The 24,009-nt window shown below is 39.0% G+C and carries 19 protein-coding genes; 2 read left to right on the top strand and 17 right to left on the bottom strand.

Features of this window, described 5'->3' with window-relative positions; genetic code table 11:
• Positions 1–176: 176 nt before the first annotated feature.
• The 7 genes from ald to pdxR all read right to left on the bottom strand — a co-directional run bounded on the left by ald (position 177) and on the right by pdxR (position 9,654).
• The gene (ald, locus tag QSJ81_RS08550; protein ID WP_285716992.1) at positions 177–1,298 is read right to left on the bottom strand and encodes an alanine dehydrogenase; all 1,122 of its coding nucleotides are present in this window, start codon (positions 1,296–1,298) and stop codon (positions 177–179) included.
• Between the two features lie 345 nt (positions 1,299–1,643).
• The gene (dcuC, locus tag QSJ81_RS08545) at positions 1,644–2,897 is read right to left on the bottom strand and encodes a C4-dicarboxylate transporter DcuC (RefSeq protein WP_285716991.1); all 1,254 of its coding nucleotides are present in this window, start codon (positions 2,895–2,897) and stop codon (positions 1,644–1,646) included.
• Positions 2,898–3,307: 410 nt separating this feature from the next.
• Positions 3,308–3,934, bottom strand: a complete 627-nt coding sequence (locus QSJ81_RS08540) for an HXXEE domain-containing protein (protein ID WP_285716990.1) — start codon at positions 3,932–3,934, stop codon at positions 3,308–3,310.
• A 222-nt stretch (positions 3,935–4,156) separates the two neighbouring features.
• The gene (locus QSJ81_RS08535) at positions 4,157–4,591 is read right to left on the bottom strand and encodes a MarR family winged helix-turn-helix transcriptional regulator (protein WP_285716989.1); all 435 of its coding nucleotides are present in this window, start codon (positions 4,589–4,591) and stop codon (positions 4,157–4,159) included.
• A 133-nt stretch (positions 4,592–4,724) separates the two neighbouring features.
• Positions 4,725–5,813, bottom strand: coding sequence for a response regulator (locus QSJ81_RS08530; RefSeq protein ID WP_285716988.1), 1,089 nt, complete (start codon positions 5,811–5,813; stop codon positions 4,725–4,727).
• 150 nt (positions 5,814–5,963) lie between these two features.
• On the bottom strand, positions 5,964–7,994 hold the full coding sequence (locus QSJ81_RS08525; RefSeq protein WP_285716987.1) for a PAS domain-containing sensor histidine kinase: 2,031 nt from the start codon (positions 7,992–7,994) through the stop codon (positions 5,964–5,966).
• Between the two features lie 259 nt (positions 7,995–8,253).
• Positions 8,254–9,654, bottom strand: a complete 1,401-nt coding sequence (pdxR, locus tag QSJ81_RS08520) for a MocR-like pyridoxine biosynthesis transcription factor PdxR (RefSeq protein WP_285716986.1) — start codon at positions 9,652–9,654, stop codon at positions 8,254–8,256.
• A gap of 308 nt (positions 9,655–9,962) precedes the next feature.
• On the opposite strand from pdxR, the gene QSJ81_RS08515 reads away from it, so the two are divergent.
• Positions 9,963–10,340 carry a pyridoxamine 5'-phosphate oxidase family protein gene (locus QSJ81_RS08515; protein WP_285716985.1) on the top strand — a complete coding sequence of 126 codons (378 nt, stop codon included), beginning with the start codon at positions 9,963–9,965 and terminating at the stop codon, positions 10,338–10,340.
• Positions 10,341–10,456: 116 nt separating this feature from the next.
• Here the strand turns inward: QSJ81_RS08515 and QSJ81_RS08510 are convergent, their stop codons facing one another.
• Positions 10,457–10,615 (bottom strand): hypothetical protein, encoded by a 159-nt coding sequence (locus QSJ81_RS08510; RefSeq protein ID WP_285716984.1) that lies wholly within the window; start codon positions 10,613–10,615, stop codon positions 10,457–10,459.
• 154 nt (positions 10,616–10,769) lie between these two features.
• Between QSJ81_RS08510 and QSJ81_RS08505 the strand changes: the two genes are divergently transcribed.
• On the top strand, positions 10,770–11,669 hold the full coding sequence (locus tag QSJ81_RS08505) for a LysR family transcriptional regulator (protein WP_285716983.1): 900 nt from the start codon (positions 10,770–10,772) through the stop codon (positions 11,667–11,669).
• A 298-nt stretch (positions 11,670–11,967) separates the two neighbouring features.
• Here the strand turns inward: QSJ81_RS08505 and gltA are convergent, their stop codons facing one another.
• The 9 genes from gltA to QSJ81_RS08460 form a co-directional block, all read right to left on the bottom strand.
• A complete protein-coding gene (gltA, locus tag QSJ81_RS08500) occupies positions 11,968–13,374 on the bottom strand; it encodes an NADPH-dependent glutamate synthase (RefSeq protein ID WP_285716982.1) in 1,407 nt (468 codons plus the stop codon).
• Positions 13,359–14,207 (bottom strand): sulfide/dihydroorotate dehydrogenase-like FAD/NAD-binding protein, encoded by an 849-nt coding sequence (locus QSJ81_RS08495; protein WP_038666966.1) that lies wholly within the window; start codon positions 14,205–14,207, stop codon positions 13,359–13,361. The genes gltA and QSJ81_RS08495 overlap by 16 nt, the downstream gene beginning before the upstream one ends.
• Positions 14,208–14,303: 96 nt before the next feature.
• A complete protein-coding gene (locus QSJ81_RS08490; protein WP_285716981.1) occupies positions 14,304–15,530 on the bottom strand; it encodes a pyridoxal-phosphate-dependent aminotransferase family protein in 1,227 nt (408 codons plus the stop codon).
• A gap of 131 nt (positions 15,531–15,661) precedes the next feature.
• On the bottom strand, positions 15,662–16,600 hold the full coding sequence (gene arcC, locus QSJ81_RS08485) for a carbamate kinase (protein WP_285716980.1): 939 nt from the start codon (positions 16,598–16,600) through the stop codon (positions 15,662–15,664).
• Between the two features lie 25 nt (positions 16,601–16,625).
• Positions 16,626–17,411 (bottom strand): (S)-ureidoglycine aminohydrolase, encoded by a 786-nt coding sequence (gene allE / locus QSJ81_RS08480; protein ID WP_285716979.1) that lies wholly within the window; start codon positions 17,409–17,411, stop codon positions 16,626–16,628.
• Positions 17,398–18,678 carry an MFS transporter gene (locus QSJ81_RS08475; protein WP_285716978.1) on the bottom strand — a complete coding sequence of 427 codons (1,281 nt, stop codon included), beginning with the start codon at positions 18,676–18,678 and terminating at the stop codon, positions 17,398–17,400. Before QSJ81_RS08475 ends, allE begins: the two co-directional genes overlap by 14 nt.
• A gap of 24 nt (positions 18,679–18,702) precedes the next feature.
• The gene (gene allC, locus QSJ81_RS08470) at positions 18,703–19,926 is read right to left on the bottom strand and encodes an allantoate deiminase (RefSeq protein ID WP_285716977.1); all 1,224 of its coding nucleotides are present in this window, start codon (positions 19,924–19,926) and stop codon (positions 18,703–18,705) included.
• Between the two features lie 72 nt (positions 19,927–19,998).
• Complete coding sequence (locus tag QSJ81_RS08465; RefSeq protein ID WP_285716976.1) at positions 19,999–20,883, bottom strand: oxamate carbamoyltransferase subunit AllH family protein; 885 nt, start codon at positions 20,881–20,883, stop codon at positions 19,999–20,001.
• Positions 20,876–23,875, bottom strand: coding sequence for a bifunctional FdrA/YlbE family protein (locus tag QSJ81_RS08460; protein ID WP_285716975.1), 3,000 nt, complete (start codon positions 23,873–23,875; stop codon positions 20,876–20,878). The genes QSJ81_RS08465 and QSJ81_RS08460 overlap by 8 nt, the downstream gene beginning before the upstream one ends.
• Positions 23,876–24,009 lie beyond the last annotated feature (134 nt).

The raw sequence follows: 24,009 nt of genomic DNA, 5'->3' as shown, positions 1-24,009 counted from the left end.
TACAAAGCAAATATCTAATTTACTATACCGAAAATAGGATGGAAGAGGATCACAAAACCTAAACGCTTTTACGATCGCCTTCCCAATACCACTACATGAATTTATCAGATAATATTTTTTTCAATTCTATCTTTTACACTTCCAACCTTAACTCTAGGTAATTGATCAACAATTCACTATTTACCGATTAAATCTTCCAAAGGGATATATGGCAAATTCAAGGAGTCAGCTACTGCTTTATAGGTAACATTACCGTCCAATACATTAACACCTTTGGCTAGTCCCTCATTATCCATCACAGCTTGTTTCCACCCTTTATTGGCAATCTGCAGTGCAAAGTTCAAAGTAGCATTTGTCAAAGCTAATGTAGAAGTGCGAGAAACTGCACCAGGCATATTAGCTACGGAATAATGCACTATACCATGTTTAGTATAGGTAGGTTCACTGTGAGTTGTAACACGATCAATAGTAGCTATAGATCCCCCCTGATCAATTGCTACATCCACAATAACTGAACCTGCTTCCATGGTTTTAACCATTTCCTCACTAACCAATTTTGGAGCCTTCGCACCTGGAATCAATACTGCCCCAACTAAAAGATCAGCTTTTTTAACCCAACTAGCAATATTATAACTATTGGACATTACAGTCGTCACTCTACCACCAAAAATATCATCCAGATAAGCGAGACGATCTGTCGATTTATCAAGTATAGTAACACGAGCACCCATACCAACAGCCATTTTAGCCGCATTAGTACCCACGATACCACCACCAATAATAACCACTTGGGCTGACTCTACACCAGGTACGCCACCTAAGAGTATACCTTTGCCTCCCCAAGGTTTTTCCAGAAGTTGTGCGCCGATTTGCACTGACATGCGACCTGCTACTTCACTCATAGGTGATAGTAATGGTAATGAATTATTACGTCCTACAATTGTTTCGTAGGCAATCCCAATGACTTTCTTCTCTAGTAATGCTTTCGTCAATTTAGGCTCTGGAGCTAAATGCAGATACGTATACAGAATTTGTCCTTCATGAAAGAGCCCATATTCTGCTTCTAGCGGCTCTTTTACCTTAATAATCATTTCAGCTTTATCAAATAATTCCTTTTTATCTGCAACAATGACACCTCCGGTTTCTTGATAACTTTCATCGGAGAAACCGCTGCCGATACCAGCACTCTTTTCAACCAGGACGGTGTGTCCTGCCCTATACAACGCCTCAGTACCAGCTGGTGTTAAACCTACGCGACTTTCATTGTTCTTAATCTCTTTAGCTACACCAATAATCATGATAAAACCCCTCCACCATAATAAATTATAGTACTTACACGATTATTGAATGCAAAAAGCGTGCCAATTAAACAATTCAGATTTTTCAGTCTTATTTGTATGTTTTGTAAACTTTCGTTTCCATTTCATATTCCAAAAGCAAGTATTTGGAAACTTTTGATTCCATTTCCAAATTTTCTTGAATACCAATTTCCTTCTTTATAAAAAGAATTACTATATTTAAAAAAAGAGCTTTTAATAACAAATAGTGTTTCTTCTATATCTGCCCTCTAAATAATATAAAGACCAGCACCAAAATGCTGGTCTTTATACTATCTATATTTTTTTATTTTTATACTATAAAATTTACGCTAACAAAAATAACATACCAACAATCATAGCACCCACCATTGGCAAGCCATTGCGTTTTGCGATTTCCATTGGATTTACACCAGCAATACCAGCTATGATAATTGTAGCACCAGCGATCGGTGACATTGTGCGTCCTAGTGTGCCGCCGAGTGTTGCCATGCTGCCCATTTGGACTACGGACATACCAAAATCTGCGGCATGTGGTGTAACCGCTTGATTAAATGCAAAGGTTGCCGCATCGCCGGAACCAACAACCAATCCCAAAATAAAAGGACCGACAGCTGCACAAATTTTAACAATTGCAGGATTATTTAACATTGAGTCTGTAAAAGCTTTTACAAGTCCCATTGCTGTCAAGCCGGAAACAAATACACCTGCAGCAATAATGATACCAATAATTTCACCATATGCTTTCCCCATACCATCGAAGAATGAATTGCTCAATTTTACGGGATTTTTTCTCGTAATGAGCAGTGCAACCAACGAACCAATGATCATGGCTTGCGGAACATCCATCTTAAATGCTGGGACGATTGCCGTTGCACCTAAAATTAAAATTACAATAGGAAAAATCGGCATCAACGCATATAGAAGTTTTACCTTAAAAGATTCCTCGACTTCGAAACCCTCAGCTTTATACCCTTTGTGCTCATTTCTATAATAAGCAATTAATGTAATCAAAATTGTTGCTGTAATCAAAGACGCAATATTGGCTTTAAAATGAAATCCGATAACTTCCATAACGTCCACACCAGCAATTTTGGCTACAAAGGGGTTATGTGCCAAGCCTGGATTCAGCATACTACCGTATGTACCGCATTTTACCGCCGCTCCCGCCATAGCAGGGTGTACGCCTGCCGACATCATCAACGGTACAAAAATCGCACCCGCTGCTGCCGCCGTTCCCGCAGCACTTGGTAGTGCTACATTGACTGCATAGGTAGCCAAAACAACACCTGGGATCAAAAGTGGACGAACTTTAGAAAGACCATTTGCCATAAAATTAATTAAATGTTTATCACATTCTGTATACTTCATTACCATTGCAAAACCCATAACGGAACAAACCGCCTGAATCAGCCCACTATTGGTCATTTCTTTAGCAAAAGCATCCAAGGGAGCCATCGGCGTACCCGCCAAACAAGCCATAATAATACCGGAAGCTAATAATACCAAACGCGCATCATAACGCTTGAGTAAAAAGTAAACTGTAATAAGAACCATAATAATGCCAATAGCAATAATCATAACAACATCTCCTTTTTATAAAAAATTACATAACATTCATATATCGTCTTATTTCTAAAAAAAGTAAACCTTTTCCCTCCCCTTTTTACTAAATTAAAACGAAAAAAACGCTGAATTTCCTCTAATAAGAAAACAGCGTCTTTGCCTTGAGTATAATTATATCATATCTTTAGACAAAATTATACAGTATTTATAATACATTGTTATAATTCTACTTATTACAACAAAATGTGTAATGTTCCACTATCTGTTCATTAGAAGTCTAGCATTTATTTTTGCTACTTTAGCTATCTTCAATACTCTCCTAGCACTATATAGTTAATTACAAAAATCCTGCAAAGTATTTCTACTCTACAGGACCTTTTGTAAAAAATCTAACTACTAAATAAAATGGATTAGTGAGCGTATAATTATTGGGGGCTATATGGTCCTAATTGTTTCTTATTGAAGCTAAATTTCGTTTTCTCATTTTTCATCCACATGTTACCCTTAACGATCAAAATATAGGTGGCAATAACAAAATAGATACTTCCTAAAACCCAATCCATCTGAGTTGCTAAGCCGTGGGAAACAATATAATTGATGTACCAGCATCCAATAGGAATATGGAGAAACAGAACTGCGAACAAGCCGGGATTATAAATAGACTTTGCTTTTATATTGGCGAAAATTCCGTGCCAGAAGAATTGAAAAAATCCCATGAAGATTGGTGCAAGCCCCAACCATATCTGATCTGTAAAAAAAACAGGAACAAGATAAAAAACATAAGCAATTAACACATTAATGACCATAGCCGATTGACTATTTAAAGGATATCTGTCTGGAAGCGAACTTTTCAATATTACGATGTTAAAAATCCCCGGAAAATATCCTGGCCAGCGATATTCTTCAAATTGATGAACTAGGATTGCAACAAAGCTCATCCATAAAATTAGTCTTATCTCTTGCATATTTTGCTGATTCATTAATAGACCAACACATACAACTATGGCTACGACTCCACCCATATCCTGCCAATACTTTCTTAAAAAATTCATTTTCTTTCACCTCGTCCTCTTAATTTATGTGAAACATAGTACCAATAACCTACTTCTTGATGCTCATTTATTTTTTAATACTAAAACTCATCCTTTCCAGTTCTTCATATTTCATCACCTCACTCAAAGCATCTCCATTTATTTGTCATTGACAACTAGTTTGGTAAAAAATAATTAGCCGAATAGGTTCAGCTAAAATTTGCTGTTTCATCAAAAGCTTTCCTAACTATGGGCTTGCATATTATCATACATTTTTTGCAACAAGATTTTTAATTGTTTAATCTCTGCTTCATCCATAGTTTCAACTAGCCATTCATTAATTTCATCCGCTATAGGAACGATTTCCTCTTTTATTTTTGCACCTTGCTTTGTCAGGTAAATTAGTGAAGAACGCTTATCATGCTGGCTTTCTTCCTTAATAATCAGCTTATTTTCCGCCAATTTATCAATAAGTCGCGTAGTGTAAGGTTTGTCTCTAAGTGATATTAGCGACAATTCTGTTGGTGAAATTCCTTCTTGCTCTGAAAGTTTTGCAAGTAAAACCCATTGTTCAGGGGTAATACCATATTCTTTTAATTTCTTTAGAAATATATTTTTCATTCTTGCTTGTATTCGGCTTAATAAAAAGCTAACTGCATCTGTTAATATATAACTCATAATTCCCTTTCAATTTAATTGTCATTGACAATTACTTTTTGTTTTTATTATATGTTGGATTGCTATAAAAGTCAACAGTAAGATTAGCACATCTTACCAAAAGAGACCGCTCCTCTAATTAATATTTTTCTTTTTAATTAACGTGGGAGAAATCAGAAGTAACTGTGATAATTGATAAATTTTGGTTTATATACGTATATGTTACAGAAATATTATAGTCTTTTCCAATTTGTGTTAAAAGCGTACAATAATTATCTAATTTGGTATGTGTTAATAACTGAGCTGCGTCAATTAATACACTCCCTCCATCTACATATCCTATTTCAAAGATATTCTTTACTCGTATAAAACCTTCATAACTTTCGGATGAGGTTATACAACTAAAGTTTCGATCTGTACCTGAATGATGAATTAATTTAAATATGGATAGTAAGATCATTGCTAGTAATTTATAATTACCACAACACTTTAGATTTGGAGAAGTCACTTCCAATTTGCACTGTACCCTTCCACTTTTATCTGCTAGATACTTACGTAAGTATTCTATGATCTCTTCTAGCGAAAACACTTCTAATGTCACTGGAATTGTATTCAAGTAATCTACGACTATTTCTTTGATCACCTGAATTTGTAGTAGAAAATTGGAAGAGCATTCTCCCTTTATCTTATTATCTGCGTTAACAATTTCATTTTCTAAATAATTCATTACCGTAAATAATATGTTTTTTATATTCATGGTATCGCCTTTTTGGCTAGAAAATTGCTTTTCCATCGTTCGTAGCATTTTTTGATAAGCAGAGTTTCTTTCTTGAAGCGATAATTTCAGCCTTTTCTTGTCCTGACGCAAGTTATAGTACTCAATGGCTTGCCAAAGTACAGGTAATAAATCCTTTTCCTTGTCCCATGGTTTCGCTATAAACCTAAATATATCACCCTGATTAACAGTAGTAAGCACTTTGGATAATTGGGTATAACCAGATATAACCATTCTAATGACATCTGGATAATTCAGCTTTGTTTCTTTTAGTAAGGCCAATCCATCCATTCCTGGCATTTGCATGTCGGTAACAAGAACGCTTACGTCATTTTTCTCCATCATTTCCAAAGCTTCTTGTGCATTATTGGCAAATAACGATATAAAATTCTCATTAATGAGTGCTCTTCGAATCGAGTTTAGACTATTTACTTCATCATCTACAAATAAAATAGTACTTTTTCTCATATATATATTCCTTTCATAAATACCTAAAATAGTTCTTTAATTTCAGGTATTTTTCATTGTTACAGTCATCTCAAATTCGCATCCTCATCAAGTGGCGTAGTAGTCAACTACTTTTACTATAACCTTGCTATTTTTTATTCATTGTCATTTTTATTGCCAGCAATGTAAAGGTAGCTTAATCGTAAATGTCGTTCCAACTCCTTTTTCACTGATAACAGAAATACCACCATGGTGTTTATTAACAATAATATCATAGGAAATACTAAGCCCAAGCCCTGTTCCTTCACCAATAGGCTTCGTAGTATAAAATGCATTAAAAATATTTTTTGAAATTTCTTCTGACATTCCAATACCATTATCCTGAATCGAGCAGTAGGCAAATTGATTATCATGATAACTAGTAATCTTAACCATTCCCAGCTTGTCCATTTTCTTTTCCTTAATCGCATAAGCTGCATTGATGATCATATTCAATAGAACTTGATTAATTTGTCCCGATGAAGCTTGTAGTTCAGGTAATTCTCCTAAATCAATTTGAATCTCCGCAACATATTTAATCTCATTTCTTGCAATAATTAACGTGTTCTTTATCCCTGTATTTAAATCATAATTTTCAAATTCACTACCTCTATCTACCCTTGAGAATAATTTTAAAGCCTTTACTATATCGCTTAACCTTTTCAGCCCTTCGTCTGATTCTTGAATAACTGGTTCAAGGTCTCTAAAAATATAATCGATTTTGTTCTTTTTTTCAAGGACAATAAGCTGTTCAGCGATCTCCCTTAAACTATTAATTTCGGATTCCAATGCCCCATTTTTCAATTCCCTATATTTTTTGAATACCTCAGTAATTTTAATTAAGTATTGTTTTAAACAATCAAAATTACTTAGGACAAATCCTAATGGGTTATTAATTTCATGAGCTACACCTGCTGCCAATTGCCCAATTCCAGCCAATTTTTCATGTTCAACCAACTGTAGCTGGGTTTGCTCCAAACTATCCAACGCTTCCTTAATTTCCGTATTTCGCCGTTGAAGGACTTCGTCCATTAATTTCTTCTCGGTTATATCTTGAGCAATCGCCAAATAATAAGTAGCCTTTCCATCTAATTTCTTTACTGGTGATAACGATACTAAAGACCAATAAAGTTCTCCACTTTTTCGCTTACTGCAAATCTCACCACGCCATTCATTACCTGATGATATTGCCTTTCGTATGTCATTGTAGAATTCCTCTGTATGTATTCCGGACATTAGAAAACTAATATCACGGCCTATTACTTCATCAAGTGTATATCCAGAATTTTGACTAAACTTAGAATTAACATACACAATCCTATCATTTATATCTGTAATTATAATTTCTCCAGGACTTTGTTCAACAACACGAGATAGTTTATGAATCTCTTCTTCCGCGATTTTCTTTTCTGTAATATCACGAATCATAATCAGTGCATTTTCATCAGAAATTACAATACCACGTGCTTCCCTATACCTTACCTCTTGCTTATGTACTATCTGATATTCAAATACAGTAACTTTCTTCGTTTGAAAAGATAATGAAATATTCCCCATAAAAATTGTAGCAGCCTCCTCAGGTAGCACCTCACTTACCGTCTTTCCTATAAAGGTTTTGACGTCTCCAGTATGATCGAATTCCCTCGCTTTTTTAAATTCTACTATTTTATATTCTGGTGTTACAACCGCCATAATATCGGGTATCGCTTCAATGACTGCTTTATTTTTTTCCTCGCTTATTCGCAATGATTTTTCTGCCTTTTTCTGCTCAGTGATGTCAATAATTGCTCCAACTAAGCCATTAACTTGACCTGCTACATTTCGGTAAATAGATTTATGAAATATTACATAACGATTCCCATTTTTCGCTGTAACCGTATTCTCATATATTTGCACATTGCCTTGTGCAAATAGCTCCTGATCTTTTGCATGGTAAATATCTGCTAGACTCTTTGGTGCTAATTCGTATACTGATTTGCCTATGATCTTATCTCTTTTAAGGCCGATAAACTTTTCATAGGCCTTGTTACAATTAGTAAATACACCAGTCTTATCTTTAATAAATATTGGAACCGGTACGGAGTCTAGAACTTTAAAAAATTCATATTCTTTATGGCCTGAATTCATGTGTGGAAAGACCGTAGAAATTTTTTTAAGTTGCATTAGTGTCTCCTCCTACTCCTTTAAATCATAAACAATCTTCTACACATTTCGAGCTATATCCTCTTCGATCCGAGTAAAATAATTACATTATTAATAAAATTCTGTTTTTTGATAGTACATCAATCTACTCACCCGTTTAGTGCTAATTCAAACTAAGACCCATTTTGAACAAAAACCCAATGAGGCATTCTCAAAAGGAAATTCCACATCGGGTTACATCAATAAAAATACTTACCTCACTAGTGTCTTTATTCATTTATTATTCGAGGTACCAAGCCTTATACAACAACTCAATTCCTTGATCAATTTCATTACTACTCATGCTACCAAACCCAAGTATTATCTGAGGGTTGTTACTACTCTTATGTAAATAGGTACTAGAAATCGGGTGTATTCTGACCCCTCTTTCCTTAGCGCGATGAATCAGCTCCTCTTCAGTAAGAGAATTATCAACTAGTTCTAAGACAACATGGAGCCCAGCTCCCTGCCCAATTATATTGGCTTGAGATCCAAAGTGCTGATGAATCGATTGAATGATTGCATCATGCTTTTTTTTATAAACGGTCCGCATCTTACGCAAATGCCGTTCCCAGTATCCCTGCTCCATAAGCTTACTTAGTGTTCGTTGATCTAATAAAGAAACCGTCGTAGAATAATCATCACCAAATAACTTATTATATATCGTAAGCAATTGATAGGGTAATACCATGTAACTTACGCGAAGCGTCGGAGATAGCACTTTAGAAAAAGTACCTACATATACTATGTTCTCTTCTGGATGCAGGCCTTGCAACGCAGGAATTGGTTTGCCGTAATATCGTAGTTCACTATCATAATCATCTTCAATAATGACTCCCCCAACGTTTTTCGCCCAATCAATTAACTTTAGCCTATTTGCTACTGGCATAATGTATCCTAATGGAAACTGGTGAGAAGGAGTTACATATATAACAGTGCTCTTGGTCTTATATAAAGAATCTATAGCAAGACCATCCGAATTTAATGGGACGGGAGATATAGAAAAGGAATGATTTCGAAAAACCGTCTTTGGAATGAAATGACCAGGATCTTCAATGGCAAATTGGGAATGATTTTCCTTCAAAATTGGTGCTAGAATCGAAAGACTATCATGTAACCCAGAGCAAAGGACAATTTGCTCTAGGCTACATGATACACCGCGAGAACGGGCCAGATATTTTTGGAGCTCATAGCGCAATGCGGTATCCCCTTGCCGATTGCTATAGGACGCAAGTTGTTTAGGATTTTCTTTTAAACTATCTATATACAGTTTCCGCCATAAGTTAACTGGAAAACTTTCTGGTGAAATATTAGCAGGATGAAAATCAAAGGAGTATGATTTCCCATCTTTCAAAATTTGTCCTGGGGGTGCACCTGTTTGACAGTGAGATGGAAGGAATTCTGGGTCAATGAATGAGACATAATATCCGCTTCTAGGCTTGCTATGTATATACCCTTCAGCAAATAACTGTTGATAGGCATAGTCTACTGTATTACGGCTTACAGATAATTCAATCGCTAAATTTTTAATCGATAAAAGCTTCGTAGTTGGAGGTAATTCTCCTGATAATATTTTATTTTTAATTTGATTATAGATTTTATCGTGAAGCGTTTGGCGACCTTTACTATTTAATATAATCATTACTCTCACCTAACCCATTTATTAAAATCCATCTTAATTACCGCCATTATATAGACGCTAAGACCTAGTGTCAAGGTTATAGAAAGCAGTACAAATTGAAAACTGACCCCATATTTTATTTTAAAATTACACCTATCAGCAGGGGTAGTTTTATTTTATAATATGGACTATCCGATATATTTCACAGTGATTGTCTGCTTTAGATTCAACTTGTGCATTGTACTCTGTCATGAGGGCACAATAATTGTGCTAAACAATGGCAAAGTAAAGCTGGTAACTAATTCAAATGGAAAGGATGTATTATAATTATGCTTAACGAAAAATTATTGGACATACTTGCTCATCCCTCCGATGGAGCTGTCAGTATTGTAACTAACGGTGAGGATGGTCCTCATTTGGTTAATACTTGGAATAGTTATATAATGGTTACTCCTGCTGACAAATTCTTAATCCCAGCTTCTGGTTTTAACAAAACAGAAAAAAATCTTAGCAACCAAAACAATGTTATTCTTTCGATTGCCAGTAGGGAGATCGAAGGTTACAGAGGAAAAGGAACCGGTTTTATTGTGACAGGCACTACGCGTTTCGTTAAATCTGGCGAGGATTTTGATCGTATGAAAGAAAAATTTTCATGGATCCGCGCAGTATTAGAAATTACTGTAACAGATGCAAAACAAATGCTCTAGTAGAAAAAGCAAAAAGCTCTACATTCCATTTTTATAGAATGTAGAGCTTTTCCTTATAAAAAAGCTTCTTACGGGTGTTTATCAAGCTTTTTCACAAGTATTAATTTTTTTCATTATTAGCTGATTACTGCTAGTTTAGACCAAAATTCCTTAGTTTGTGTAATATCTACATATGTGGATTTCTTAACGTTTGAACTTTCTACTTTTGTTTTATTATTTTCCATAATATTCATTCCTCCTAAAAAACTGTTCTGATATGCCTGTTGGTTAATCATAAAAAACATCCCCTTTAATCTATATTTAAAGCGTCTTACTCTCTCTTTTTTCTCTGTCTTCATTTTAAATCGAATCTCTTTATAAGTAAAATATATAATCGTAATCTTTACTATGACTAAAATAGATAGTAAACTGTATTTGGGGGTGTTTACTATGGATATTCGACATTTAGAATATTTTGTTGAAGTGGCTCGTCAAAAAAGTTTTAGTAAAGCTGCTAGTATTACTCATGTGTCCCAATCAGCAATTAGCAAGATGATAAAAGATTTGGAAACTGAACTGGGAACTTCCTTATTTAATCGGACCTCCAAATATGTGCAGTTAACAGATGCGGGCATGATCTTTTTAGATCAAGCACAACAAGTGGTGGTCATGTTCCAAAATCTCACTACTGAATTTGAAAATAAAATTAAAATGGAAAAAGGCAAGATCTTCATCGGTCTCCCTCCAATTACTAGCTCTACCATATTTGCTGAATTGTTGGGAGAATTTAAAAAGAAGTACCCGCAAATCGAAATTAGTCTATCTGAATATGGATCAAAAAAGGTCGCACTCGCGATTCAGGATGGTACGTTAGATATTGGCGTAATCTGCATTGAGCCAGATAATCAGTATGTTGATTCCCTTTCCTTTACCAAGGATCCCCTTTTTGTTATTGTCTCCTCTCAGAATCCCATAAGCCAGTTACCCTCTATCGAGCTGGCATCATTATCTAACGAATCCTTTGTATTATACAGTGAAGATTTTAGCCTACATGATGAAATCATCAATCAGTGCAAAAATGTAGGTTTCTCCCCTAATGTTATTTTTGAAACCTCTCAACGTGAGCTTATGACACAAATCGTGGCCGCTAATTTGGGAATTGCCTTCTTACCCAGTGAGGTGTGCAAGGAATTAGACTCGACTCGCATTGTCTCCGTACCATTAATACAGCCTCAGATTATACACAACATGTCAATTATCTGGAAAAAAGGACGCTTCATGTCCCACGCGGCGCGTTTATGGTTACAGTTTGCCGAAAATTATTTTACATCGAATGAGCGTACCAAATAAGAAAAGACTTGGCTTGTGCCAAGTCCCCGGACGCAGGCAGAAGCCTTAGTCGTTCTTACTTGGAATCAAGAAAGTGTGATATTTTCTGATTCCGTAAAAAACCTTCTCCTTATTTTTATAATAAGGAGAAGGTTTTTTTATATCCGAACAAGGTAGGTAGACGGCAAACCGTGTGAAAATCAATCACTTAAAATGCAGGTTAAATAAGTTAATAAAAGGGACTGTGGATAATATGCTTTGAAATTTCCACAGCCCCTTTTATATAGCTATTCAGATTGTAATGTATGCGTTGGTAATGCTATTTATTCTTTTTCTCTTGTAAATACTTATCAATCGCCACCGCCGCCTTTTTCCCCGCCCCCATGGCTAGGATAACAGTCGCTGCACCTGTCACAATATCACCACCAGCAAATACACCTGGTTTACTAGTAGCCCCAGTTTCTGCATCAGCATTAATATTACCTTTTCGATTGGTTTCTAGTCCCTTCGTCGTAGATTGCACCAATGGATTTGGACCTTGACCAATCGCGATAATTATAGTATCTACATCCAGTACAAACTCAGAATTTGGTACTTCGATGGGACGACGGCGTCCAGAGGCATCTGGTTCACCAAGTTCCATACGAACACATTGTAGACCAGTTACCCAGCCTTCTTTATTACCCAGTACAGCTGTGGGAGCCGTCAACAATTGAAAATCAATGCCTTCTTCTTTGGCATGGTGAATTTCTTCCAGTCTAGCTGGTAGCTCTTTTTCCGAACGACGATATACAATAGAAACATGCTCCGCACCCAAGCGCAGGGCTGTTCTAGCACCATCCATTGCTACATTACCGCCACCGACTACCGCTACGCGCTTCCCAACATGAATAGGTGTACCGCTTTGAGGAAAACGATAGGCTTTCATCAAGTTACAACGAGTCAAGAATTCATTGGCGGAATATACCCCATTCAGGTTTTCACCAGGTACATCCATGAAGTAGGGAAGACCAGCTCCGGTGCCAATAAATACGGCATCAAATCCTTCTTCTTCCAGCAGTTCATCTACGGTAAAAGTACTGCCAATCACAGCATTTACAACCACTTCCACGCCAAGTTTGCGTAAATTATTGATTTCTGCCTGAACCACTTCATCTTTCGGCAGACGAAATTCTGGAATACCATACATTAATACGCCCCCAGGTAAGTGCAGAGCTTCAAACACAGTGACTTTATAGCCCATTTTTGCCAAATCACCCGCAGCACTCAGTCCAGCTGGCCCAGAACCGATAATCGCTACTTTTTGAGCATCAGTGGCATACTCCAATGACGTAATAGCTTCTCCTTTGCCTCGTACATAGTCTGCAACATAGCGTTCTAGCCGACCAATGGCAACGGATTCACCTTTTTTTGCCAATACGCAATATTTTTCACACTGTTCTTCTTGAGGGCATACTCTGCCGCATACTGCGGGCAGACCGTTGGCTTCTTTTATTTTAGCAATGGAGGCATCCATATTCCCTTCTTTTATGTGCTTAATAAAAGCAGGAATATCAATTTCTACCGGACAGCCCTTACGACAAGGTGCTGTTTTACACTGTAAGCAACGCTCTGCTTCAGACTGGGCCAACTCCTCTGTATAACCAAGGGTTACTTCTGCGAAATTTTTAGCCCGTACCTTGGGGTCCTGCTCAGGCATTGGATGTCTTTTTAGTGAGAGTGACATTTGCATCCTCCCTTACCAGCTACATGCTCGCTATGTTGTTTTTCATGTGGTTTATACATCCGCTGGCGAGCCATTAATATGTCAAAATCTACTTTGTGCCCATCAAATTCTGGACCATCCACACAAGCAAATTTATTTTCATTACCAACAGATACACGGCAACCTCCGCACATGCCTGTTCCATCTACCATGATCGGGTTAAGACTTACCACTGTAGGAACGCCGTAGGGACGTGTGGTTTCGGCAACAAATTTCATCATAATAACAGGTCCAATTGCCACAACGAGGCTTATGGTTTTATCAGAATCTAAGAGTTCCTTTAGAGGCTGGGTGACTAAGGCTTTTAACCCTTTTGAACCATCATCTGTGGTGATAATGAGTTCATCACTGATTGCCGCCATCTCTTGCTCATAAATCAGTATATCTTCTGAGCGAGCGCCAATAATCGAAATCACTTCATTGCCTGCTTCCTTCATGCCACGAGCAATGGGATATACAGGTGCAATGCCGATACCGCCACCTACACATACAACAGTACCTATTTTTTCGATATGTGTTGCTTTACCAAGAGGGCCCACTAAATCTAATAGAAAATCACCTTCATTTAGAAGGCCCAATTCTACCGTAGATGCGCCTACTTCTTGGAAAATCAGTGTAATGGTGCCTTTTTCTCGATTAAAGTCAGCAATTGTTAGCGGAATACGCTCTCCATCTTCATTGATACGCAAAATAACAAATTGTCCTGGTTTAGCCTTTTTAGCAATGAGTGGTGCCTCTACTTCATAAAGTTGGACACTAGGCGCTATTTGCTGCTTAACAATAATTTTATACACAAGAAACCTCCTCATAAAATGATTTTAAATAACGATTGTTATTTAAGGCATTGATTCATCCTAATAATTACATCCTGTGGCAATGCTATTGTATGATTATTCTTCTTTTTGATAGATATCTAAGGCGGCTTGAACCGCGTCTCCAGCACATACCTTTACTTTGTGACGAATTAGTACAGCCTCTAATGCTCCTAATACATGAAGAATATTTTTCTTTCTGCAACTGTAGCCCATAGAACCAATTCTCCAAATTTTACCTTTCAAAGGACCAAAGGAGCTAGCAATTTCAATTTGAAAATCTTGCAGTAACATACGACGAACTGATTCACCATCGATTCCATCTGGTATAGTGATTGATGTCACTACAGGAAGCTTGCAATTTGGATCACCATAAATCTTCAGTCCCATAGCCTGAATACCTTGAACCAGTGCCTTTTCATGTAATTTATGCCTAACGAATCTCGCTTCAAGCCCTTCCTCTAATACAATTCGCAATCCTTCACGCAGAGCATACAACATGGAAGTCGCTTCCGTGTGATGATTTAGACGAACCGGACTCCAGTAATCCATAAGTTGACTAAGGTCAAAATAGTTGCTACGGATTAACCTTGCTTGCTGGTTTTGCGGTTCACTCGCATCTGTTAAACCTCTTTCAATTTTCTTACGCTGTAATAATACAGCCTCCACCCGCGAATTAAAAGTAATTGGTGCCATGCCAGATGGAACAGATAAGCACTTTTGGGTACCACCAATGGCAGCATCAATTTTCCATTCATCAACCTTTACGGCTGTTCCGCCAATTGTGGCAACTGCATCAACTACGAATAAAATATCTAATTCACGGCACGCTTCACCAATTTCTTTTAATGGTTGCATGCACCCCGTTGAAGTTTCTCCATGGACCATGGCCACAATTTTCGGTTTAACTTTCCGTATTTCTTGAATCACCACTTGAGGATCAAAGACCTGTCCCCAATCTGTTTCAATATTGGCAACATCAGCGCCATACCTCTCGGCGATTTCCGTAAGCAAATGACCGAAGCGGCCATAAATCGGAATTAACACCCGGTCTCCAGGTTCAATAATGCTACAGAGAACGGCTTCGATACCAGCCCTTGAAGTACCATCAATAGGAAAAGCCCAATGGTTCTTAGTCTGAAAAACAGTTCTAAGCATTTCCATTGTTTGATTCATAAGCTCGGTAAACTCAGGGTCAAACTGCCCCAATATGGAAGTACACATGGCTCTGAGCACTCTTGGTTCAACTTCAACGGGACCTGGCGTCATTAGTGTACACACTGAAGTATTCAATTCTTTATACATCTCATTCAATCTCCTTTGATAACACAACTGCTAAAGCGATTGACTTTCACAATCACTTTAGCAGTTGATTACATATTTACATGATTGTATCGTTAGGTGATTCTACATTTGAATCACCTTTCCTGCTCGATTCATTCAGAACAGATTATCGTACCATTATCTTCGGTGACCGCTTTATACGCATTCTCCAAAGATGTAATGATGGCTTCCCGGCCTAGTCCGGATTTAACGAACTTGATAGCCGCCTCGACTTTTGGCAGCATAGACCCTGGGGCAAAGTGTCCTTCTCCAATATATCGATTGGCTTCGTCAACGGTGATACGCTCCAACCATTTTTGGTCGGGTGTGCCAAAATTGATGGCAACACGGGGCACCGCCGTCAGGACAACGAATGTGTCCGCATTGATAACATCTGCCAGCTTGGCTGCTGCTTTATCTTTGTCGATCACTGCGTCAACACTGTGAAGCATACCTTCTTCGCGACATACGGGAATCCCCCCTCCTCCACAGGCAATAACGACGTCTCCGTTTTCCATAAGGCAGCGGATCGTCCCTTTTTCCTTGATATCAACTGGCTCGGGTGAAGGAACCACGCGCCTAAAGCCTCTTCCTGAGTCCTCGACAAAGGTGTAACCTCTCTCCTGTCCGATCTCATTAGCTTCCTCTTCCGAGTAAAATAGGCCAACAGGTTTGGTTGGGTGCTGGAAAGCCGGATCATGCTGATCAACAATGACCTGGGTGATGGCTGTTGATACATGTGTCGTCATTCCTTGCTCCATGAACGTATTTTGCAGGGCATTTTGCAAATGAAATCCGATATATCCCTGGCTCATGGCTGAGCATTCGGCAAATGGCATGGCGGAGACATTTGAATTTTGCTTGTATGCGAGTTCAAAGGCCAGATTAATCATTCCAACTTGCGGTCCGTTACCATGGACAATAACGATTTTATAGCCATCTTTGACAAGGTTCACAATGTGACTAGCAGCAGTCAGGACGGCTTGTTTCTGTTCATCAGGAGTATTGCCCAGCGCATTCCCTCCTAAAGCGATAACTAACTGTTTGTTCATTTCATTTCTCCTCTTTACTTCCTAATTAGAGAGTCACATCACGGTTACAATCTTTGGAATAGACATAGGCGAAGTCTTCGCCGCGACCCACAGCGTAGCAGGCCTGCAGAGAATATGCGCTCATAAAAATGTAGTCGCCCTTTTGAACAGGAATCCATTCATTATCCAGATTATACATACCCTGTCCACTCAGGCAGTAAGCACCGTGTTCCTGAACATGTGTCTCAATATAACCATGGGAAGCACCGGGTTTGAAGCTGAGGATATGAAAATTACAATCAAAGGCTAGATCTTTTGGCAAAAAATCTTTAATCAGAACATCTTCCATGCCTTCGTAAATTGTCCATTCCATAGATTCCGTATTGCCTGTAACAACATACGGTTCAAAGCCTTCCAAACGCATGTAAACACGCTTATACATGAACGCCTTGGCCACTTCGCCGCTTTCGTTGTGAAAATAAAGCTTTGTTCCAGGGGGGCAGTACACAAATCCACCCTTCTGCAAGGGATAAGATTGCTCCCCAGCTTTGACGACCAGGCTGCCATCCAGCAAGTAAAACAGCGTTTCAACACCCTCTGCACCGAAGCCAAGTTCGTTCTTGCCATCCGCGTATATGGTAACGATATAATCGACAAAACTAGCACCTAGTTTGGGGGAACCGAGAATTGTGATATCACAATTCTCAAAACCAGGAATGACATTTTTGACCAAACCATCGGGGTCAAACAGTGCATAGTTGTTTTTCTTGACTACGGATCGATTACTTAAAAGATCTTTTCTGTATCCGACAACATTATTAAGATAGCTCATGACTAATCTCCTTATCTAAACCCTTTTTGTTTATCTTATTTGCTACATAGAAGAAAATTGCACCAATAATCAAGAGGATGGCTCCCAGGTAGAAGCCCCAAACACCTGAACCTGTCTTATCCATGACATAGCCTGTAAGGGCCGGAGCCACGACAGAAGAAGACATACCGAAGAAATTGAAGGTACCAAGTGTTGTAGCCATGGTTTTCTTGTCAGCTTGGTCGGACACATAGGAAATCAAAACAGGGTCAACGGCCATTTTACCCAAGAATCCATAAAGGAGCAAGACGATGACAAGACTGGTGGTGTCTGGTACGAACATGGAAATTGCAATCAGGATAAATGAAGCAATTGAAAGAAAAACGACGATATCGGCTTTCTTGTCACGCTTTTTGTCAGACATTCTGGCGAAATACAAGGCCCCAGGGACAGCCGTAACAGCTATCATGGATACCATAAGTCCAATCATGCCGCCTTTAATGCCGCGCTCAGCTTCAAGGAATTTTGGCAGCCAGGTGACGATCAAATAATACGCATAGCAGGTTGTGAAATACATGAAGTAACAACTTACTAATGAAAGACGGAATATGGAATCTTTGGATTTCGCAACAACTTCAGTTGTTGCCTCACCTTTTCTGTTAGCAGAAACCTCGGGAACTGGAGCAACTTTGCTTGGCTCAACAATTACAAAGATAAACCAGAGAACCAGGAAGACCAGCAGACAGCCCGAAACGACAACCATTGTCTGCCATGGCAAACCCATTGTTTTAACAAAGTAGCTTGAGCCGGTCATACCGAGAATCATACCCAGTGCAGAGCCACTGTTAACGATAGCAGTTTGCAAACCTTTCTTTTCTGCGGGTACATGTTGTGATGTCAGAGAGTAAGCTGAACCATAATAGGTGCCGCAACCAACACCGGCCAGCACAGCGCCTATATAAATCGCGGTAATCGACGTCGCAGAGGCGATACTGAAAACACCGGCGGCAAAGATGATAAATCCAGGAATCAGAACTTTCTTCTGACCAAATTTATCGACTAAGAAACCTGATGGAATTTGGAGCGCCGTATAGCCAAAGAAATAACATGACGCAATAAGGCCCATGGCAGCATTCGTTTGAGGTCCGATTGTGCTTTGAATCTCAGGGTAAATTGGAGACAGCATCGCTCTGTAAATCCAGATGATGGTCCACCCCATACAGAACGTGAATACGAGGCGTTTCCAATAGTTCTCTGGATACGATTTTGTTAATGCCTGTGTGTTCATAATAAACATCCTTTCTTATTTGTATTAATAAGCAAGTTCGTAGAGCGTATATGCCAGCGCTTTGATTCCCTCACGAAGATCCTCGACTTTCGTATCTTCCGCCGGATTATGACTAATCCCCTTGATACTCGGGACAAAAATCATTCCTGTGGGAACCCGGGGCGCAAAAATCTGAGAGTCATGACCAGCACCGCTGTGCATAACTTTGTAATTCATCTTGTTATCTTTGCAGACACGCTCAATAATATCAACGACGTTTTTATCCATCAATACGGGCGTCTCGTTCATCCAGTTGTCAAATTCAATCACAATACCCTTACTGCCAGCAATCTCCTTCATATCAGCCTCAAGACCGGTTGTAAATTCCTGCAGGAATTTTGCATCAGTATGACGGCAATCCATTGTAAACAAGGTTTCTCCTGGAACAACGTTGACCGTATTGGGCTTTGGCACGACTTTACCAAAAGTGATAACCAGCGGATCGCCTGCCGCCTTCGCTTTATCAATGGCATGGATCACGATACGGGCCATACATTCAACCGTATCTTTGCGGAAACGCATGAGGGTGGTGCCAGCATGGTTTGCTTCGCCTTTGAGTGTAATATTATAGCGCTTCTGCCCCACTATCGAATTCACCACACCAACCGTGAAATTCTCTTCTTCAAGGAAATTACCTTGTTCGATGTGTAGTTCAATAAAAGCCTCAATATCCTTTCTGTCCTTGCTGGCCGTGGCAAAGTCGAAACCGCAATTGTGCATGGCCTGGGCAAAACCGATTCCGTTGGCATCTTTAATTGTCTCAACGTCCTCTTTTTTTGCCAGACCGAAAATGTTCTTGCTGCCCCAGAAAACATAAGGGAACCTAGAGCCTTCTTCCTCAGCCATCGAAATAATCTGGATGCTCTTCTTAGGTCTCCCGAATGTTTCAAGCAAATTCTTTACGGCAAGGTATCCTCCGAAAATCCCCAGTTGTCCATCCAGTTTTCCTCCTCTTGCGACCGTGTCAACGTGAGACCCGGTAGCAATTGTCTTCTCCGGCATCTCGGTTCCTTCCAAGGTGCCGTACAAGTTGCCTACAGCATCGAAGTGACACTTCATCCCCAGTGCTTCAAAGCGCGCTTCGAGCTCTTTCTGGGCCTGTAGCCAGCTTGCCGAGTATAGAAGCCGTGTTGTCCCCGGTCCTTTATCATCACTGATCGAAGATAACCACTCCATCGTCTCTTGAATTTCACTCAGCGTAATGTCCATATATTATCCCTCCCATTGATTTGTTAAGAAAAGACTTGGTTTCGACCAAGTCCGCAGACGAAGGTAGAAGCCTTAGTCGTTCTTACTTGGAATCGAGAAAGTGTATACTTTCTGATTACGTAAAAATTTTAACCCTAATAACAATCCAAACAATGTATCATTTCCTGAAGTATGACCAAATGACTGTACTTCTTTTATGGTTTTTTCTATTTTCTCCATCTCTACATCGTCTATCAGCTTTACAAGCCGTATAAAAGACTCGCTTGCATACCCTACTAATAAAGCACTAAGATATGCCACACTGATCATGGTCGTTCTATCTCTGGTGACCTCCGCTTCAAGAGCGTTCCGCCAACTATTGAATTTGCCAAACATCATAAGCGCCAGCGTAAATCCTATGAGAATGTCATCGCCGCTAGGTGTCAATCCTTTACCTCTGCCCACGAAAAATCTTATAATCATAACATTGATATTCCAATCTGCTTTATCGGAATTCAATAATAAATCTACATGTTTACTTGTTTCTTCATCTAAATTGATTCCTATACATTTTTCAAATTCAATGTTTTTTAAATAGTTATATAGTCCAGTATTAGGTATCTCATTAATGTTGCATTTGATTTTTGGAAGCGTTAAATCTACCTTTTCTATCTCTTTATAATAAATATTTATTGTTCCATCCACACTATAAAAAATTAACTTATCATCTTTGTTTACAACCATATCATCGATTCTTACAGAAGTAAGTATCGCGTTTAGCTTCTCTTCTTCTATATTCAGTCCGAACGCAGAAAGGGGACTCCCGCCACCACCAACATAAATTAAAGCATCATCAAATTGTACATTGAGCCCGTTATTAAATTTGCTGTGCACTTTACCGACGCGATGGTTTTTAAGATAGAGAGGCAATAAATTGCTCTTTACCTCTCTATTATGTTTGAGTTCATTACTACTCAACGTCTATCCCCAATTTTTTCGCATATGCAATAATTGCTTTTTCAAAGCAAGCCAGCGGTGCACGCACTGTTCCAGCTCCGATCTGACCTACTCCCATGTTTTTATGCGCTATGCCCGTATTGATCAGAGGCGTAATGCCAGTTGCCACTACTTTTCTAGCGTCGATCCCGAGGCACGCTCCCTTGAAATCCCAAGTTGGAATACTCCAGTTTGAATTATTGGAAATACAGATTTTATCCATTTCATTTGAGATTTTTAATGCGTCATGGAATCCACCCGCACCGATAAATCTTGTAACTCCGGGAGCTGCTACCATTGCCATGCCTCCGACTCCCACCGTCTCTGTGATGGCACTGTCGCCGATATCCGGATTTGCGTCACCTTCTGAATATCCTGTGAAATAGAGCCCATTTGGAGTATTAACTGGTGCTGTAAACCATTCATCGCCCATTCCGCTGATTCGTACGCCAAAATTCTCTCCATTCCTAGCCATTGTTGTAACTACCGTACCCCTTGTAACTTTTCTTGCACAATCCACGATGGATTTACTGGCTGCCATCATGATGTTTAAGAAAAATTGATCGGTATCTGCTAGGAATTTTATTACGTCATACTTTTCTTTTTGGTCAATGTCAAGTTCCGTGATCAGTGGTGTAATTTCTTTCAAAAAGTTCAGTGTAGCAGCTATATTTCTTTGGTGGAATTCATCCCCCATGGTAATGGCCTTCGCAATGAGTACATTTAGGTTCAAACCGCCTTCTTTTCTCTGTAGCGCTTTTGATAATACCGGTCCTAAAGAATCTCTCATCCATCTTAATCTATTTACAACTTCTTCCGAAAAAGCTCCGAATCGAAGCACTTTTCCGATGCCTTCATTCATGATGCAATATCCAATGGATCCATCCAACTTATTTTCTACAACTAGCACTGGCATGTTGCCTGACGTAATTCCTCCCATAGGACCTACTGCATTTACATGATGGCAGGGTATGAATTTCACCCCTCCACTTTCCAGTAATTCCTTTGCGCTCTTTTCATCCTCTGCCCAACCTTCGAATAATATCGCCCCAATACAGGCACCTTTCATTGGTCCCGTCATATTAGGGTATTGAATGGGTGGGCCTGCGTGTAGTAATACTCTATCATTTAAGATTTCTATTACTGATTTTGCCGGTACTACGTCAATCAAGAAAGGCTGGGAGCTTTTCATTTTGTCAATGACTTCACTGTTGCCTTTTTCTATCTCTTCCATTTTTGAAAGTTGATTTAATATCTTTATCAGTTTTTTATTGCCGCCTGCTGCTGGTTGCCAATCACATTGTACTGTACTTCCGCCATACGCCAGAATTGATTCTGTAAAGCTTGTAAGGCCAATATTTACAATACGCGGTTTGGAGTTTAACAGGTCCATCACACTATCGCTGATTGTTGGCAGTGCTTTCTTTTCAGCCTTTCTTTCTACTACGTATTTATCAGCTTCTTTAAAGTCTATTCCTTTTAATTTAAGCGCAAGTCTTATTGCTTTTGCGTTACTTTCTTCTACCAAGACACCGCATTCTTTCAGAGTTTTTATTGATGCCTGGTAGCTTTGCGGATCGTACTCTGTTCCACAAACCGTTGCTACGAAATACAGTTCCCGTCCATTTTCCTTTGCTGTTTGTATTGCATCCTTGATGGCACCAGATAATGCTTTTGCCATATCTGAATGTGAGCCATATCCAAGTACGCAGTCAAGAAGTATTACTCCTGTGTTCTTGTCCTGCGCATATTCGTTTATCTTGTTGATTCTAATTTCTGGATCGATCATTGGATGTGGTTTTCCTTGTGTGTAAATATCATCGCCCAGATCCATAACTTCGTATCCATTGGCATTAAGAATATAACCTTCTTTTTTGGTCAGTTTTCCAAGCCCTAGGGCCTCAGTGATCAGCATTCCGGCTTCAGCAGCGAGTGTACCGCCTGAGTATAGTCCCTTTACTGTCATATCTGATGCCAGTGGAGCCTTTACCTCATATTTAATTTCTTCCATATAATTAGGTTTAACAGGTCTGTTGTTTGCAAGGTCTAGGGCAATCATTGCCGTTTCTTCGAGAGTATGTGCCAAATATACATTACCCTCATGATGATCCGGCTTTTCACCCAGGAATATGGCAACTACAGGTTTTGTAACACTATGCAGCAGCTCTACAATTTCATCCCTGACTTTTTTGGCCGGTGGTTTGGAAATGACTACAATTACATCAGTAGGGTCGTGATATTCAAGTCCCAATATCGCATCACGAACGGTTACCGCATTGACTTCTTCGCTCAAATCACGTCCGCCTGTTCCGATTGCATGTACAACGCCACCACCTAGCCTGTCGATAATGGTCGTAACTTCTTGTATGCCCGTTCCAGAAGCTCCAACGATACCGATGTTGCCAGGTCTTACAACGTTTGTAAACGCTATGGGGATGCTGGAAATAATTCCCGTTCCACAGTCAGGCCCCATCAATAATAGTCCCTTTTCATGCGCTTTCTGCTTAAGTCTCACTTCATCTTCTAATGAGATATTATCGGTGAAGGAAAATACATGCAGTCCTTGATCAAGAGCTTTTTCTATCTCGTCGGCTGCGTATTCTCCCGGTATTGAAAACAATGCTAAATTCGCATCAGGCATCTCTTCTAATGCAGCCTCTATACTGGTTACGCTTAGGGCGTTATTATTCTTTCTTTTAACAGCCAGGTCATTTAAGAACTTATCCGTTTCACTAAGAACATTTTCAACAATCTTTTCATCCGCTGTCTCGACTACAATAATCATATCACTTGGAGCTGCACTTTCAGCTTCTGCTGTAAGAAGTCCACTATTTTTAAGGATGTCCTTATTTGCATCAGTACCCATCATTATTGAGCACTTTGTTATACCAGCAAGAGTATTAATTGAATTAGTGAGCAACATAAGATTGATCGAATCTTGATAACTATTTTTCTTAATTACCGTATATAGCATTTCCAAATCTCCTTTATTGTGTTAATATTTCGTTAAATCAATTATCGCCATTATATCACTATTTTTTTGCATTATCATTGGCATAAAATCATAAAAATCATGTTTTTTTTATACTTAAAGGATAAAGGAGTAGT

It is taken from the genome of Pelosinus sp. IPA-1 (assembly GCF_030269905.1).
Classification (GTDB): domain Bacteria; phylum Bacillota; class Negativicutes; order DSM-13327; family DSM-13327; genus Pelosinus.
The sequence above is the reverse complement of the archived record's forward strand: the minus strand, read 5'-3'. Positions and strand labels throughout refer to the sequence as shown.